The organism is Corallococcus sp. AB032C, assembly GCF_003668935.1.
Taxonomy (GTDB): Bacteria; Myxococcota; Myxococcia; order Myxococcales; family Myxococcaceae; genus Corallococcus; species Corallococcus exiguus.
Map to the genome: position 1 here is coordinate 90711 of NZ_RAWP01000017.1, position 14158 is coordinate 104868.

A 14158-nucleotide genomic window follows, 5' to 3' on the forward strand; every position below is an offset into this window, starting at 1 on the left:
CGGGTCCGTCTTGCTTCACAGCCGTTGACCCACGGTGATTGGTGAAAAACTTCAATCACACGCCACAAAAGCGAACGGGGCCTGTTCCCGTGAAGGAACAGACCCCGTGCGGCGCTACAGGCCTGTGACGTGAAGGACTAGATGAACGGCACGCCCGGGATGTCGTCCGGGATGAGGTCGTCGAAGAAGTCCTTCACCTTGCCGGCCACGTCCCCGGCGAGGTCGCCGATCTCGCCGCCCAGGTCCGCGAGCACTCCGAGCGCGTCCTTGGCGGCCTCGACGCCGTCCTTCGCCAGGTCGCCCAGGTGGCCGATGGCGGCCTCCGCCAGCTGACCGCCCGCGCCAGCCAGGTCCTTGAGCGCATCCACGCCCGCGTCGCCCAGGTCCGCCACGGCGACGAGCAGCTCCTTGCCGCCCTCCGTGAGGTTGTCCTTCCAGGCCTTGGCGACGTTCTTGAAGGACTCCACGCCGTCCTTGAGCAGGTCCTTGGCGAAGTCCTTGGCCCACGACACGCGGTTGTCGACGAAGTCCTTGATGGCCCCCGCGGCCTTGGTGGCCAGCTCGCCGCCCTTGCGCGCCATGCTCGACAGCGTGCTGCCCACCCACTCGCCGGCCTTGGAGAGGGCCTCGCCGGGGTTCTCCGCGATGTACTTGAGCGTCTCCACGGCCTTCTCGCCCGCGTTGGCCAGGCCCTTCACCAGGCCCTCCGCCAGCTCGGCGCCCGCGGCGCCCAGGTCCTTCACGGACTCCCAGGCCTTCTTCGCCAGCTCGCCGCCCTTGGCCAGGGCGTCGCCAATGGCCTCCTTGGCCTTGGCCGCGGCCTCGCCCGGGTTCTGCGCCGTCCAGGCCAGCAGCTCCAGGCCCTTCTCGCCCAGCTCCTTGGCCTTGTTCACCGTGTTGGAGACGAGCGTCGTCGCCCCGTCGATGAGCTCCTTGGCCTTCTCCTTCGCGGCGCCGGTGAGCTTGTCGTAGCCAGCCTTCAGGTCATTGAGCGTGGAGACGGCCTCCTTGTAGAGCGCCTTGCCGGCGTCCGTGGCCAGGTCCAGGCCGGAGTCCACCACGCTCTTGATGCCGTCGAGCGCCTTCTTCGCGGCCTCGCCCGGGTTCTGGGCGATGTACTTGAGCGTCTCCAGGCCCTTCTCACCCAGCTTCTTCGCGCCGTCGATGACGCCGTCGAGGACCTCCTTGGCCTCCTTCGCCAGCTCGCCGCCCTTCTCGATGGCGGTGTTGAAGGCCTCCGTGGCCGCCTTCACCGCGGCCTCGCCGTACTTGGACGGGTTGCGCACCACGTCCGCCAGCTTGTGGATGACCTTCGCGGCGCCCTTGAGGCCCTCGCCGGCCAGCTCCGCCTGGGACACGCCCACGAACTCGGCGGCCTTCACTGCGCCCTTGGCGGCCTTCTCCACGCCCCACTGGATGAGCTGCGCGGTGCCTTCCGCCCCGTAGTACCCGGCCATGTGCGCCAGGCCCGCGGGGCCCTGCGCGGCGGCGCCCGCCAGGTTCACGGCCTTCATCCAGTCCGGGGCCTTGTAGCCCTCGGGGTCGGCCTCGTACTTGGCCTTCTCCTGGGTGAAGCCGATGTCCATCGCCAGCTCGGCGGCGCCCAGCAGCACGCTGGCGCCCACGTCCACGGCCACGCCCACGCCGGTGAGGTCCAGGGCAATGCCCAGGGCCCCGTCCGCGACGTTCAGCGCCGCGGCGGTGTGCGCGAAGTAGCCCAGGTCGTTGTTCTTGCCGTGCAGCTCCAGGGATTCCTTCTCGTACTTCACCGCGTCGATGGCGTTGGGCAGCGCGCCCGCCACCGGGACGACCTTCGCCAGGTTCTTGAAGACCTTGCCGGCCACGTCGGCGGTGATCTCCACGCCGATCTTGCCCAGCACCTTCTCCATCACCTTGAGGCCCTGGCCCACGAGCTTGCTGCCCGCCTTGTCCAGCAGCGGGCCCAGGCCCTTCACGGTGGTGTTGAGCGCGTCCGCGCCCAGGCCGTCCGTGAGCTTGAGCAGCGCCTTCACGGCGCCGGAGTCCATGTCCGTCACCAGCTTGGACACGATCTTCGCCGCGTCGCCGTCCAGCTTGCCCGCGAGCCTGGCGAACTGCTCCGTGGTCTTCGGATCCGACAGGACCTCGTTGAGGACCTTGTGCTCCATGCCGCCCAGCGCGCTCACCAGCTTCTTGCCGGCCTCGGCGTCCACCTTGCCCAGCTGGCCCACCAGGTTGTCCAGGGCCTTGGGGTCGGTGATGCCCTTGAGCGCGGCCTCCATCGACTCCGGACCGCCCAGCTTGGTGGCGGCGGCCTCCAGCTTCTTCAGCTGATCCGGCGTGAGCTTGGACGCGAGCTGCGGATCCAACCCCTTCACCTTCACGTTGGCCAGCTGCGAGCCCTGCTGGGCCACGTCCGTCGCGTTCTTCACGCCCGCGTTCTTGAGGACGTCCGCGAAGGCCTTGAGGTCCTTCTTGAGGTCGGGCACCTCCGCCAGCAGCTGAGCCGCGGCCAGCGCCTTGTCCTGCGTGGACGCGTTGGGGTCCGCCAGGGTGATGGCGGCGCCCGCGGCGCGCAGCGACCCGTCCAGCTTGCGCAGGTCATTGGCGAGCGCGGGGAACTTGTCCCCAGCGAAGTCCTTGAGCGCCTTGCCCAGCTCCAGCGTGGCGGTGGCCTTGTCCGTGGCGGAGGCGTTGGGGTCCGTCCACTTGCCAATGGCGCCCACCAGCTTCTCCGCCGCGGGCAGGCCCTTGAGCGCGGTGTCCAGCACGCCCTTCAGGTCCTCGGGCGCGAAGATGTCGCCAGCGGCCTTCGCCAGGGTGAGGGCCGCCTGCGCCTTGTCCGTCTTCGTCGCCTTGGGGTCCGTCAGCTTGCCCAGCGAGGTGAGCGCGTCCGAGTGGGTGGCCAGCTTCGCCAGCTTGTCGTCCTTGATGCCCATGCGCTCCAGGGCGTTGGGGACGGTCTCCGGGAACTGCGAGGCCAGCTCGCCCAGGGCTGTGGCCTTCTCGGAGAAGGAACCGGTGCCCAGCTTGTTGAGCGAGTCGTAGGCCTTCTTCAGGTCCTCCTTGCTCTTGTCCTTCAGCTCCGGGAAGAGCTTGGGCAGGTCCTCCGGCTTGTCCGGCAGCGCCTCCGCGTGGGGCGGCTGCGTCTCCCCCGCCGGAGCGGCGCCGTTGACGTCGGCCCGCACCGGGACCGCGCCGTTGGCATTCCCCGGCACCGGGCCGGTGAGGGGACGCGCATGGCCGCCACTGATGCCGAGCGGCGTGGCGAACGGGTTGGTCGTCTCGCCCGTCAGCCGGTTCACCCCGCCGCGGTTCTGCGCGCCGCCCGTGGAGAACCCATCATTGAAGAGCTTCACCGTGGGCTGCTTCGTCTGCGGCTGCATCTGCTGCTGCGTCTGCTTCGCGGCCTGCTCGGCGGCGGCCTTCGCGGCGGCGTCAGCGGCGGCCTTCGCGGCGGCGGCGGCGCGGGCAGCGGCCTCGGCGGCGGCGCGCGCGGCGGCCTCGGCGGCGGCACGGGCAGCGGCGGCGGCGGAACCATCAATGGGGGTGGTCATGGGCGGAGCTCCTACGTTTTCGAGAATCGAGAATGTCCTCGGGATTCTCTACATTTCGCGGCGAATGTTGCCTGACTCTCCGCAATCGCGTGAATCCCGGAGCGATGCGGGCGATACGCCGGTGTCTCTCGAAGGGTTACATGGATCGCGCGGGCCCCGCATGACGCGGAAAGGCATAGCGGCCGCTATGTAATTTCCACGAGGCGCCCCCGTTCCTGTCCGACCGCGTCATGCCCTCCAGGGCGATTCAGGCCGGAGCGTCGGAGCGGAGCATCCACTGGCCCAGGCCCACGCACCCGGCGGAGGTGAACAGGGTCAGCACCCACACGATGCCGAAGGGGGCGTCCATGGACATGAGCAGCGGCAACGGCGTCCATCCCACGACGAAGGACGCCGGGGTGACCCACAGCGCCCTGAGGCCGCGAGTGAGCGCCTGGATGAGGCCCAGGGCGAGCCCGGTGAGGGCGAAGCCGACGAACATCGCCAGGGCGTAGGCCTTGTTGAACATCAGCATGTAGACGCCCAGGAACGGGAAGACATGCACGAGCCCGGGGAGCCAGACGAGGAAGGCGGTCAGCATCCAGCGGCGCGACGGCGGGGACTTGGACATGGGCCCCAATCCAGCCCATGTCCGGGGTCCTGGCCATTCCCCGCCAGCGGACACTGTCCGCCCGGGTCGGAGCCGTCAGCAACATCCACGGCATCAGACCGCGGGTGGGGCGGGAACGAACCGACCAGGAAGGAGCGTTCATGCCCGATTTGACCTGACAGGCCTTGAGGTTCGTGTTGCGGGCGCCGTCGCAGGCGAGGCCCTTCCAATCACATACGGGCCGCCCCCCCCGCACAACCCTGCATGCGGACCACCGAGGCGACGCGTCCAGTGACGCGTCTGCCTTTCCGTCAGGTCGCGAGCAGTGCGGTTCAGAGCGGCTGGGTGCGCTGGAGCAGCCAGTCGCGCGCCGCACCTTCGACGTGGGGCTCAAGCCGTTCGCGCACGGTGGAGTGATAGGCATTGAGCCAATCCACCTCCTCGCGGGACAGCAGGGCCGGGTCCACCAGCCGCGTGTCGATGGGGCAGAGGCTCAGCGTCTCGAAGCGCAGGAAGTCGCCGAACTCCGTCTTGCGGTCGGGCACGGCTGCGATGAGGTTCTCGATGCGGATGCCCCAGCGGCCCGGACGATAGAGGCCGGGCTCGTTGGAGGTGATCATCCCCGGCTCCATCGCCGTGGTGAGGTCATTGGGCAGCGTCGGAGAGAAGCCGTGCGGCCCCTCGTGGACGTTGAGGAAGAAGCCCACGCCGTGGCCGGTGCCGTGGCCGTAGTCCAGCCCCTCTGCCCACAGCGGCGCCCGAGCCAGCGCGTCCAGGTTCGGAGAACGGGTCCCCCGGGGGAAGCGGGCGCGGGACAGGTTGATGTTCCCGCGCAGCACCAGCGTGAAGTCGCGCCGCTGCTCGGGTGTGGGCTCGCCCACGGGGACTACGCGGGTGATGTCCGTGGTGCCGGACAGGTACTGGCCGCCGGAGTCGATGAGCAGCAGGCCCTGCGGCTTCTGCCCTGGCAGGCACACCGTCGCGTGCGAGGCCTCCGTGGCCCGGTAGTGCGGCATGGCGGCGTTCGCGTTGTACGCGGCGATGGTGGAGAAGCTGAGCGAGACGAAGCCCGGGCGCCGCGCCCGTTCCGCGGAGAGGCGCTCATCCACGGTCAGCTCGGTGATGGGCTCGCGGCCCAGGGCGGACTCGAACCAGGCGAAGAACGCGCACAGCGCCGCGCCGTCCTGCTCCATGGCGTCGCGGAAGTGCGCGAGCTCCGCGTCCGTCTTGCGCGACTTGGCCACGGTGGACGGGTTGAGCCCCTCCATCACGATCACACCCTTGGGCACCGCCTGCCGCAGGCCGTGGGTGATGCGCCGGGGATCCACCAGGAGCCGCGTCCCGTCCGCCAACGCGCCCAGCGCGCGGGCCGCTTCGTCGTACGGGTGGAGGGTGATGCCATCCGCCTCCAGCGCCGAGCGCAGCGCGTCCGGCACCTTGCCCGCCCCGATGAACAGCCGGGCCCCACCGGGCTCCACCAGCAGGTGCGCGAGGAACAGCGGGAGGTGGTCCACGTCCGCGCCGCGCAGGTTCATCAGCCACGCGACGTCATCCAGCGTGGAGATGAAGTGGTGCGTCGCGCCCAGCACGCCCATCTCCGCGCGCACGGCCCGCAGCTTGTCGGTCCGCGGCACGGGTGACAGCGCATGCGCGAACACGGGCGCGGAGGGAAGAGGCGGCCGGTCCGCCCACGCCTCCGCCACCACGTCCAGGTCCGTGCGCAGCACCAACCCCGCCGCGGACAACTGCGCGGCCGCCGAGCGCGCCACGCCCAGGCCCAGCACCGCCCCATCCACCGCCACCGTCTGCCCCGGCGGCACGTTCGCGGCCAGCCAGTCCAGGTGTGACTGCCCGGGCGCGTTCATCGTCCGCACCGTGGCGATGCCACTGCCCTTCAACTGGGCGTCCGCCTGCTCCCAATAGCGGCTGTCCACCCAGAGGCCGGCGTCATCCGCCGTCACCACCAGCGTGGCCAGCGAGCCGGTGAAGCCAGACGCCCACTCCCGTCCCTTCCAACGGGCCGGCACGTAGGTGGACAGGTGCGGGTCGCTCGTCGGGACCCAGACCGCCGCCACACCGCGCTCCCGCATCACCTGCCGCACCCGCGCGATTCGCTCGCGCGCCGCGGCCCCCTGCTTCTGCTCAAGGCCCATGGCTTCCTCCGTCGTTGCGCCGTGCGTCCTCATGCCGGAAACAGCGCGCCTTTTCGAGGCCCCTCACGGGCAGGGCCCCCCCGCCGGGTCAAGACCGCAGGGAATACGGCTGTTGCTCGGAAGACGCGATGCAGCATCCCGTGACGTGGCGGATGGACGATGTGTTGTCCATTGACGGGAAAGCGCCGCGTGGACCTGGGCCCATTGCATTCAGGTGCTTACCAAGCCGGTGGCCGTGGTGAGGAGCACGCGGCCTGGCTCCACCCGTCTCCTGAAGCAGGCCTGGATTCCCACCGTGCGACGCGTACTCGCCATCCTTCCCTATGTTCCGCTGCCTTCGGATACGGGCGGCACCCTGCGCACGCTCGAGCTGGTGCGCGCCCTGGCCTCGCGCTTCTCGTTGGACGTGTTCGCGGTGCACCGGGCGGGCAACGACGCAGAGGGCTTCAAGCGCTGGCTGGGAGAACTGGGCGTGCCGGCATCGAGGCTGCACCTGGTGGACCTGCCGCGCGTGGCCCCCGAGGAGACGTTGAACAGCACGCGGGCCTTCCTGCGGGGCACGCCTCTCACCTACGTCCGCTTCGCGCGCCAGGGTGTGCAGGACGCCTTGCGCCGGGTGCTGGCGGAGCGAGGCCCCTTCGACATCATCCACTTCGACCACCTGCACATGGCGCAGCTGTTGCCGCTAGCGCGGCAGCTCAACCCGTCCGCGCATCTGGTCATCGACGAGCACAACGTGGAGAGCCAGCTGCTCGCGCGGATGGCGCCGCTGAGCCCGCCGCCGATGCGTCCGCTCCTGAACTGGCAGTTCAAGCGGGTGGAGCGGCTGGAGCGAGAGTGCGTGAGGCAGGCGGACACCGTGCTGGCGTGTTCGTCCGTGGACGCGGAGCAACTGCGCGCCATGGGAGCGAAGCGGGTGCAGGTGGTGCCCAACGGAGTGAAGCTGCCGGACTTCGAGCCGCGCGAGAGCAAGGGCGACGACCTGGTCTTCGTGGGCTCCATGGACTGGTGGCCCAACGAGGACGCGGTGCTGCTGCTGGCGCGCGAGGTGTGGCCGCTGGTGTCGTCGGAGCTGTCGACCAGCAAGCTGATGGTGGTGGGCCGCAGTCCGCCCGCGTCCGTGCGAGCCCTGGAGAACGAGCGGCTGGTGGTGACGGGGTCGGTGCCGTCGGTGGCGCCGTACCTGGCGCGCGCGTTGGCGACGGCCATTCCGCTGCGAGCGGGCAGTGGAACGCGCCTGAAGGTACTGGAGGCCGCGGCGGCGGGCGTGCCGGTGGTGGCCACGCGCCTGGCGGTGGAGGGGTTGCCGGTGGTGGAGGGGCAGCATGTCCTCCTGGCGGAGTCCCCCGAGGAGTTCGCCATCGCGCTGCGCCGGCTGCGCAAGGACCCGGATCTCTGCAGCCGGCTCGCGCAGAACGCCCGGCGCATGGCGGAGTCCTTCGCATGGGACGGCATCGGGGCCGGGCTGGGCGAGCTCTACCTGAACGCGGTGTCCGTGAGTGGCGAAGGGAAGAAGCTCTCCGGAGCGGAACCCAACTGAGTCTCCGGCCCGGTGCGGTGGGCCGCCACCGCACGTCCAGGCCCGCGGACATGGGTTCCGCGCGGGGCTCACCCACCGGGAGAGCACGGCACAAACCTGTCCGACTGTCGGACACGTTTTCGGCGGCCGAAGCCGACGGGGGCCTCCGCCCACCCGAGCCGTGGAAACCTGTCCGACTGTCCTACAGCTTTTGGGCGGCCATGGCTGGAGGGTGCCTCCACCTACCCGGCCGCGACCTGCTCTTCGCGCGGGTCCATCATCGCGGGCAGGTAGAGGGCTTCGATGTAGCGATTCGCCATCCGCTCCGGTGCGTGGTGGGCCACGACGTACTCACGCGCCGCCTGCGCCATCCGCGTGCGCCAGCCGGGCGCCGTGAGCAATCCCGCGAGCGCCGAGGCCAGCGTGCCCGCGTCGCCCGGCGGCACCACGAGCCCGCGCCCCGTGCCCAGCACGTGGGGCAACTCCCCGACTCCGGATGCCACCAGAGGCCTTCCCAGCGCCATCGCCTCCAGCGCGACCAGCGGCATGCCTTCGCGCAGGGACGGCATCACCACCGCGTCCGCCGCCGCGTAAACGCTACGCACCTCCGAGCGGAACCCCAGGAAGCGCACCGGCAGCCCTTGAGCCTGCGCTTCCAGCGACTCACGCAGCGGGCCATCGCCTACCAACAGCAGCGTGGGCACCGTGGCGCCAGGCGTCCGGGCCAGCCGCTGCATTGCATCCAGCAGCACCTGGGGACCCTTCTCCACCGACAGGCGTCCGACCATCGCGATGACGGAACCCTCCGGCGCGATCCCCAGTGCCTCGCGGGCCTGGAGCCGCTCCTCCTCCGTGCATTCGTCCGCGAGCGGCAGCGCGTTGGGGATGTAGACCACCGGCGATCGGTGGACATACCGGCGCAGTCGAGCGGTCAGCTCACGCGACACCGCCGCCACCGCGCGTGTGCAGTTGCCCAGCACGCGCGCGAACCCTTCGTAGGCGATCAGCGCAGGCGTAGCGCCGGTGTCCCCATGGTACGTGGCCACCAGCGGCACTCCGGCGAGCGCGCTCGCGGCGGCGCCCAGCGTGAGCGACTTGTAGTCATGCGCGTGCAGCAGCCCCACGCCGCGCCTGCGCACCTCCGAGGCGAGCGTCGCCACGGCCATCGCACTGAAGCGGCCGGGCACCTCCAACGTCAGCGCGTCCAGCCCCTGCTCCCGAGCCGCGCCCGACAGCACGTCCACCCGGCCGGGCGAAACGAGGCTGCACACCTGCGCGCGCCACGGCGACGGCGTGGACGAGGCCAGCGACAGCAGCGCCCGCTCCGCGCCATACAGGCCGCAGGTGCTGCGCACATGGAGGATGGTGGAGTGCGGCACGCGTGGTCCTCCGTGCCCGCTCACGCCTGGGCGCGAGCCGCGGCACCCCGATAGAGCTTCGCGTACGTATCCACCATCGTGGACAGCGAGTAGCGCTGAGCCTCGCGCTTCGCGGCCTCGCCCAGGCGGGAGCGCAGCTCCGCGTCGTGGGCCAGACGCTTCACCGCGCCACCGAGCGCATCCACGTCTTCGGACTTCACCAGGAGCGCCGTCTGACCATCACTGTGCACCTCGCGGATGGCCGGGATGGCGTGCGACACCGTGGGCAGCCCCACCGCCATCGCCTCCAGCAGCGACAGCGAGCGGCCCTCGCGGCGGGACGGCTGCACGTAGACGTCGAACGCGGGCAGGAGCTTGCTCGCCTCCAACAGCGCGCCCGTGAAGTGCATCCGTCCGGCCAGCGGAGACGCGGCAGCACGAGCGCGCAGCGAGGCCTCCATCGGGCCGGGGCCAATCATCACCAGGTGCGTGTCCTTCTCGTCCGCGAAGTGGCGCAGGAAGGCGTCCACCAGCAGGTCCGGGCCCTTCTCCTCGGAGAGGCGGCCCAGGTAGCCCACCACCGTGGCGTCCTGGGGAAGACCCAGCCGCTCACGCGCGGCCCGGCGGGCCTCCTCGCCCGTGGCCACTTCCAGCGGCACGCCGTTCTCGATGGTGACCACGTTGGAGAGCAGCTTCGGGCTCCAGCGCTCCAGGCTGGCGCGCACCTCGCTGCCGCACGCGACCAGGGACTGCGTGAACATGGCGGCGGCCATGGCCGCGGGGCGCAGCTTGCCCTGCGGCTCCACCGTCTGATGGAAGGTGCCCATCACGGGCGTGCGCGGACGCAGCGTCCGGGTGGCGACCGCGTTGAGCCAGGGCCCCACGTCGTGGCCGTGAACCACGTCCGCGCCAAAGGCGTCCACCTCCTGGGCCAGCCGGCGGATGGCCGCGGGCGTCATGCCGGCGAGGCCTCCCAACCAGACCGTGGGGACGTTGGCGCGCTGGAGCAGCTCGCGCACCGGACCGTCCGGCCCCAGAGCCAGCACCACGGAGTCGATGCCTCGCTCGCGGCCATGCTGGGACAGCCGGACCACCAGCTGTTCCAGTCCGCCCATCTCCAGGCCGTACATCACGTGAGCCACGCGCGTCGGGCGCGCCGTCGGGTGCATTTCGTTCTTCATGGACGCGGCCAAGCTAGGCACGCGCCGCAGCCCCACAACCCCCCGAGCCCAGCCCGCGCCCTGCCGGATGTCCGGCAGTGGAAGATCCTTCGCGGAGCGTGAAGGCGCGGGGCCTCCCACAGGAGGAACGGCCCGTTTGCCCGGGGCTTCCGTCCTACGCGAGACTCGTGTGCATCCAATGCCTACAGGCCCCCGAGGGGCCCCACCGGAGCCCTTCTTGGGAATCCCCGATCGCGACTTCCAACTGCTCACGACCTGCGGCGACGAGTCCGAGGCCGCGCTCGTGCGGGCGCTGCTCGAAGCGAACGGCATCCCGTGCCTCGTCCAGGGCGAGCAGCACCGCTCCATGCTGGGCGTGGCCGGGGCCTTCATCGAGCTGCGGGTGCTGATCCCCTCCGGGGAGCTGGAGCGCGCCCGTGAATTGCTCCGGAGCGTGCCGCAGGAGGAGCCCGCCGGGAGCGGACCCACCGCGACGCCGGACCCCGACTCCGAGGAGGCGCACTGCGCGGTGCACGGCCAGCGCGCCACGCGGACCTGTGAGCGGTGCGGCGCCTTCCTGTGCGCGAGCTGCGATGGCGCCACCACCGGCGTGTGCGAGGACTGCGCGGACCGCAAGGGTTCGGGCGCCCAGGTCCAGCGCGGCCGGAAGCGCAAGGTCGTCGCATGGCTGATCCTGCTCTTCATGTTCGGGCCGCTCTTCCTGATCATGCTGGCGAGCACCCTCAACGCCCTGCTGAACTGAACCCAGAAGGTGTCTGGCATTGGGCTCCCGTGTTCGCCGCTCCGCCCTGACCCTGGCCCTGGCCACCGCGTGCGCCTCCGCGCCGCCCATGCCTTCCACTCCCGTGGTGGCTGTCATGCCGGCGCGGACGGGCGCTCCCGCGAACGGCCTGCCCTACCGCCTCTTCGTCTCCAAACAGGCCACGCCGGAACATCCGCACCGGCTGGTGGTGTGGCTGCACCCGACGGGCACGGATGGCCTGACGCTGGTGGAGCCCCTGGCCGACGCCCTCGCCGCTCGGGGATACGCGCTGCTGACGTTCCCCCGCGAGCACGTGCAGGGCTGGAGCGGCGCGGACGCGAACCGGGTGATGCTCGGCACGCTACCGGAGGTGGCTCGCGTCCCCGGCGTGGATGCGGAGCGACCCGTGCTGCTGGGCTTCAGCGCGGGCGCGCAGATGGCGCTCGAGCTGTGGTCCGCGCGCCCCGACGCCTTTCGCGCGTTGGTGCTGGTTGCCGGCGCTCCCCGCCTGTCTCACGGCGATGAACACGCGCCTCCGCGAAGTCCCGCGCATGCACGGGTGCCCCTCCTGTCGTTCATCGGCGAGACGGATGGCAGCGCCCCTCTGTGGCGGACGGCGCTCGAATCCTGGCGTGCGGCCGGGCTGAGGTTGGACTCACGCGAGGTCCCCGGCCAGGGACACACGTGGCTGTTGTCACAGCCTCATGAACAAATGGCGCTGTTTCAATTCCTGGCGGAATTGTCCCAAACACCCTGAGCCTTTTTCGTCAGCCACGCGAGAAATCTCAACCATCCTTGGAACGCTTGAATTCCGGGTTGACACCATGCGAAGCACGGTCGGTTTTCACACACCGGGAGTCCGCCTTGCTTCGACATGCTTCACGATGGGTCACGACGTTCGTCTTGGGTTTCACCCTGATTCAGACGGGCTGTGCTCCCGCGGAATCGCCCACCCAGGAGACACCGGAGGCCGCATCCGCCGCGCAGCCGCTGCTGGCCGGTGAGCGGTCGCTCCTGGGCACCACCGCGCTTCCGGCCGTGACGGCCGCGGACGACAGCGGCGCGGTGGAGCTGGGCGTTCGCTTCCGCAGCGACGCTCCGGGACGGATCATGGGCGTGCGCTTCTACAAGGGCGCGGGCAACACGGGCACGCACACCGGCAGCCTGTGGACGGCGGCCGGCTCGCTGATGGCCACCGCCACCTTCCAGAACGAGACGGCCTCCGGCTGGCAGGAGGTGCGCTTCGCCTCGCCGGTCACCATCGCCGCCGACACGAACTACGTTGTCTCGTATCACGCGCCCGCGGGGCACTACGCCGTGACGGCCAACGGCTTCGCGTCCGCGCTGGATGTCCCGCCGCTGCACGCCGAGGCGTCCAACAACGGCCTCTACCGCTACGACACCAGCGGCTTCCCCAACAGCTCGTTCAACGCGAGCAACTACTGGGTGGACGTGGCCTTCCAGCCCAACGACACCACGGCGCCGCGCGCGCCCACCAACGTCACCGCCCTGCCCAGCTCGTCCACCGCCATCGACCTGACCTGGTACGCGTCCGTGGACGGCAGTGGTGAGGTGCAGGGCAACGCCCGCTGGCACCTGGTGTACCGGAACAACGAGCTCATCGCGGAGCTGCCCGGCACCACCGTGCGCTACCGCGACACCGGCCTGACGCCCTCCACCGGGTACAACTACGCCGTGCGCGGCCGTGACGCCGCCGGCAACCTCAGCGCGTCCTCCACGGTCATCAACGCCACCACGCTCCCGAACATGGCCTGCAACCCCTGCAGCCTGTGGAACAGCGTGACGGGCGACCCGCAGTTCGAGAACGCCGACGCCACCCCGACGGAGGTCGGCGTGAAGTTCCGCACCGACGTGGCGGGCACGGTGACGAAGGTCCGCTACTACAAGGGCAGCACCGACACCGGCCCGCACGTGGGCCACCTGTGGAGCGCCAGCGGCACGCTGCTGGCCACCACGGAGACGACTCCCGCGGAGACGGGCTTCGGCTGGCGCGAGCTGTCCTTCTCCACGCCCGTGAGCCTGGCCGCGAACACGACCTACGTCGTGTCGTACTTCGCCACCGGCGGGCGCTACGCCATCACCCCGTACTACTTCAGCACCGCGGGCGTGGACATGCCCCCGCTGCACGCGCCCTCCACCGTGGAGGCCAGCGGCAACGGCGTTCGCAACCTCAACGGCAGCGCGTTCCCCACTGAGGCGTGGCTCAACACCAACTTCTGGGTGGACGTGACGTTCGTCCCCTCGGAGCCCAGCGGTCCCGCGACGGTGGACCTGGCCGTGACGCAGTCGTTCTCTGACGGCACGGGCGCCAACGGTGACGTGCTCTTCTACGACATCACCGTGACGAACAATGGCCCGGCGACCGCCACCAACGTCGTGCTCGACGTCCCGATCCCCGCGGGCTTGAACTACTTCTTCTACTCGGCGAACGCTCCGCCGGTGAACGGCGGGCACTGCGGGTTCTTCAGTGACCTGCAGTGTGGCGCCCCCACCCTGGCGCCGGGCGCGAGCTTCACCATCCACGTGGAGGCCATCCCCTTGAGCGCCGGGACGTTCACCAGCCAGGCCACCATCTCGTCCTCGGAGACGGATTTCGTGCCGGGCAACAACACGCACGCGCTGACCATCCCCGTGGGCCCGTCCACCAATCTCGTCACCTTCGACACCATCCCCGGCCAGGACGAGACCCTCAACGGCACGTATGGTCCCATCCAGTTCGGCCTCAACAGCTGGTACATCGCGTCGCCCTGGGGTGGGTTCGACACGAAGAGTGTGTCGTTCAACGGCGGCGGCCCCACCCAGGCCAACCTGGGCATCATCGGCCAGCGTCGCATCCTGGGCCTGGATGCCTTCACGTGGGACAGCGGCGCCACGCTCACCCTGAAGTGCATCGACCTGCCCACCCTCACCTTCCCCCTGACGGCGGGACAGGTGACGCACGTGGTGCCCACCTGGACGCAGCCCTGCACGGTCTTCACGCTGATCACGTCCAACGGCTGGGACACGAACTTCGACAACCTGGAGCTGTCTCCGCGCCCCTGAGCGCGTGACGCATGGGA

Annotated in this window: 9 protein-coding genes; 4 read left to right on the top strand and 5 right to left on the bottom strand. The window is 70.2% G+C overall.

Translation table 11 applies throughout. The features are described from left to right. Window positions 1-137: 137 nt before the first annotated feature. The 3 genes from D7X99_RS10450 to D7X99_RS10460 form a co-directional block, all read right to left on the bottom strand. Window positions 138-3536, bottom strand: coding sequence for a Dauer Up-regulated (locus tag D7X99_RS10450; RefSeq protein WP_199756332.1), 3399 nt, complete (start codon window positions 3534-3536; stop codon window positions 138-140). 247 nt (window positions 3537-3783) lie between these two features. After that, a complete protein-coding gene (locus tag D7X99_RS10455) occupies window positions 3784-4146 on the bottom strand; it encodes a hypothetical protein (protein ID WP_121777635.1) in 363 nt (120 codons plus the stop codon). A gap of 311 nt (window positions 4147-4457) precedes the next feature. Beyond that, window positions 4458-6278: an aminopeptidase P family protein gene (locus tag D7X99_RS10460; protein WP_121777636.1), complete on the bottom strand. Its 1821-nt coding sequence runs from the start codon at window positions 6276-6278 to the stop codon at window positions 4458-4460. 295 nt (window positions 6279-6573) lie between these two features. Between D7X99_RS10460 and D7X99_RS10465 the strand changes: the two genes are divergently transcribed. Continuing rightward, window positions 6574-7818 carry a glycosyltransferase family 4 protein gene (locus D7X99_RS10465; RefSeq protein WP_147476104.1) on the top strand — a complete coding sequence of 415 codons (1245 nt, stop codon included), beginning with the start codon at window positions 6574-6576 and terminating at the stop codon, window positions 7816-7818. 221 nt (window positions 7819-8039) lie between these two features. Here D7X99_RS10465 and D7X99_RS10470 read toward each other — a convergent pair whose 3' ends face one another. Beyond that, window positions 8040-9176, bottom strand: a complete 1137-nt coding sequence (locus tag D7X99_RS10470) for a glycosyltransferase family 4 protein (protein ID WP_158626973.1) — start codon at window positions 9174-9176, stop codon at window positions 8040-8042. A gap of 20 nt (window positions 9177-9196) precedes the next feature. After that, the gene (locus tag D7X99_RS42760) at window positions 9197-10336 is read right to left on the bottom strand and encodes a glycosyltransferase (protein WP_158626974.1); all 1140 of its coding nucleotides are present in this window, start codon (window positions 10334-10336) and stop codon (window positions 9197-9199) included. Between the two features lie 217 nt (window positions 10337-10553). Between D7X99_RS42760 and D7X99_RS42765 the strand changes: the two genes are divergently transcribed. From D7X99_RS42765 to D7X99_RS10485, 3 genes are all read left to right on the top strand, one after another. Beyond that, window positions 10554-11078 carry a DUF2007 domain-containing protein gene (locus D7X99_RS42765; protein WP_158626975.1) on the top strand — a complete coding sequence of 175 codons (525 nt, stop codon included), beginning with the start codon at window positions 10554-10556 and terminating at the stop codon, window positions 11076-11078. A 115-nt stretch (window positions 11079-11193) separates the two neighbouring features. Continuing rightward, window positions 11194-11835, top strand: a complete 642-nt coding sequence (locus tag D7X99_RS10480; protein ID WP_147476106.1) for a hypothetical protein — start codon at window positions 11194-11196, stop codon at window positions 11833-11835. A gap of 146 nt (window positions 11836-11981) precedes the next feature. Then, window positions 11982-14141, top strand: coding sequence for a DUF4082 domain-containing protein (locus D7X99_RS10485; RefSeq protein ID WP_233613268.1), 2160 nt, complete (start codon window positions 11982-11984; stop codon window positions 14139-14141). Window positions 14142-14158 lie beyond the last annotated feature (17 nt).

Excerpts from the sequence above, each read along its gene's own strand:
- D7X99_RS10450 (WP_199756332.1), bottom strand. The coding sequence starts at position 3,536 with ATGACCACCCCCATTGATGGTTCCGCCGCCGCCGCTGCCCGTGCCGCC.
- D7X99_RS10455 (WP_121777635.1), bottom strand. The coding sequence starts at position 4,146 with ATGTCCAAGTCCCCGCCGTCGCGCCGCTGGATGCTGACCGCCTTCCTC.
- D7X99_RS10460 (WP_121777636.1), bottom strand. The coding sequence starts at position 6,278 with ATGGGCCTTGAGCAGAAGCAGGGGGCCGCGGCGCGCGAGCGAATCGCG.
- D7X99_RS42760 (WP_158626974.1), bottom strand. The coding sequence starts at position 10,336 with ATGAAGAACGAAATGCACCCGACGGCGCGCCCGACGCGCGTGGCTCAC.
- D7X99_RS10480 (WP_147476106.1), top strand. The coding sequence starts at position 11,194 with ATGCCGGCGCGGACGGGCGCTCCCGCGAACGGCCTGCCCTACCGCCTC.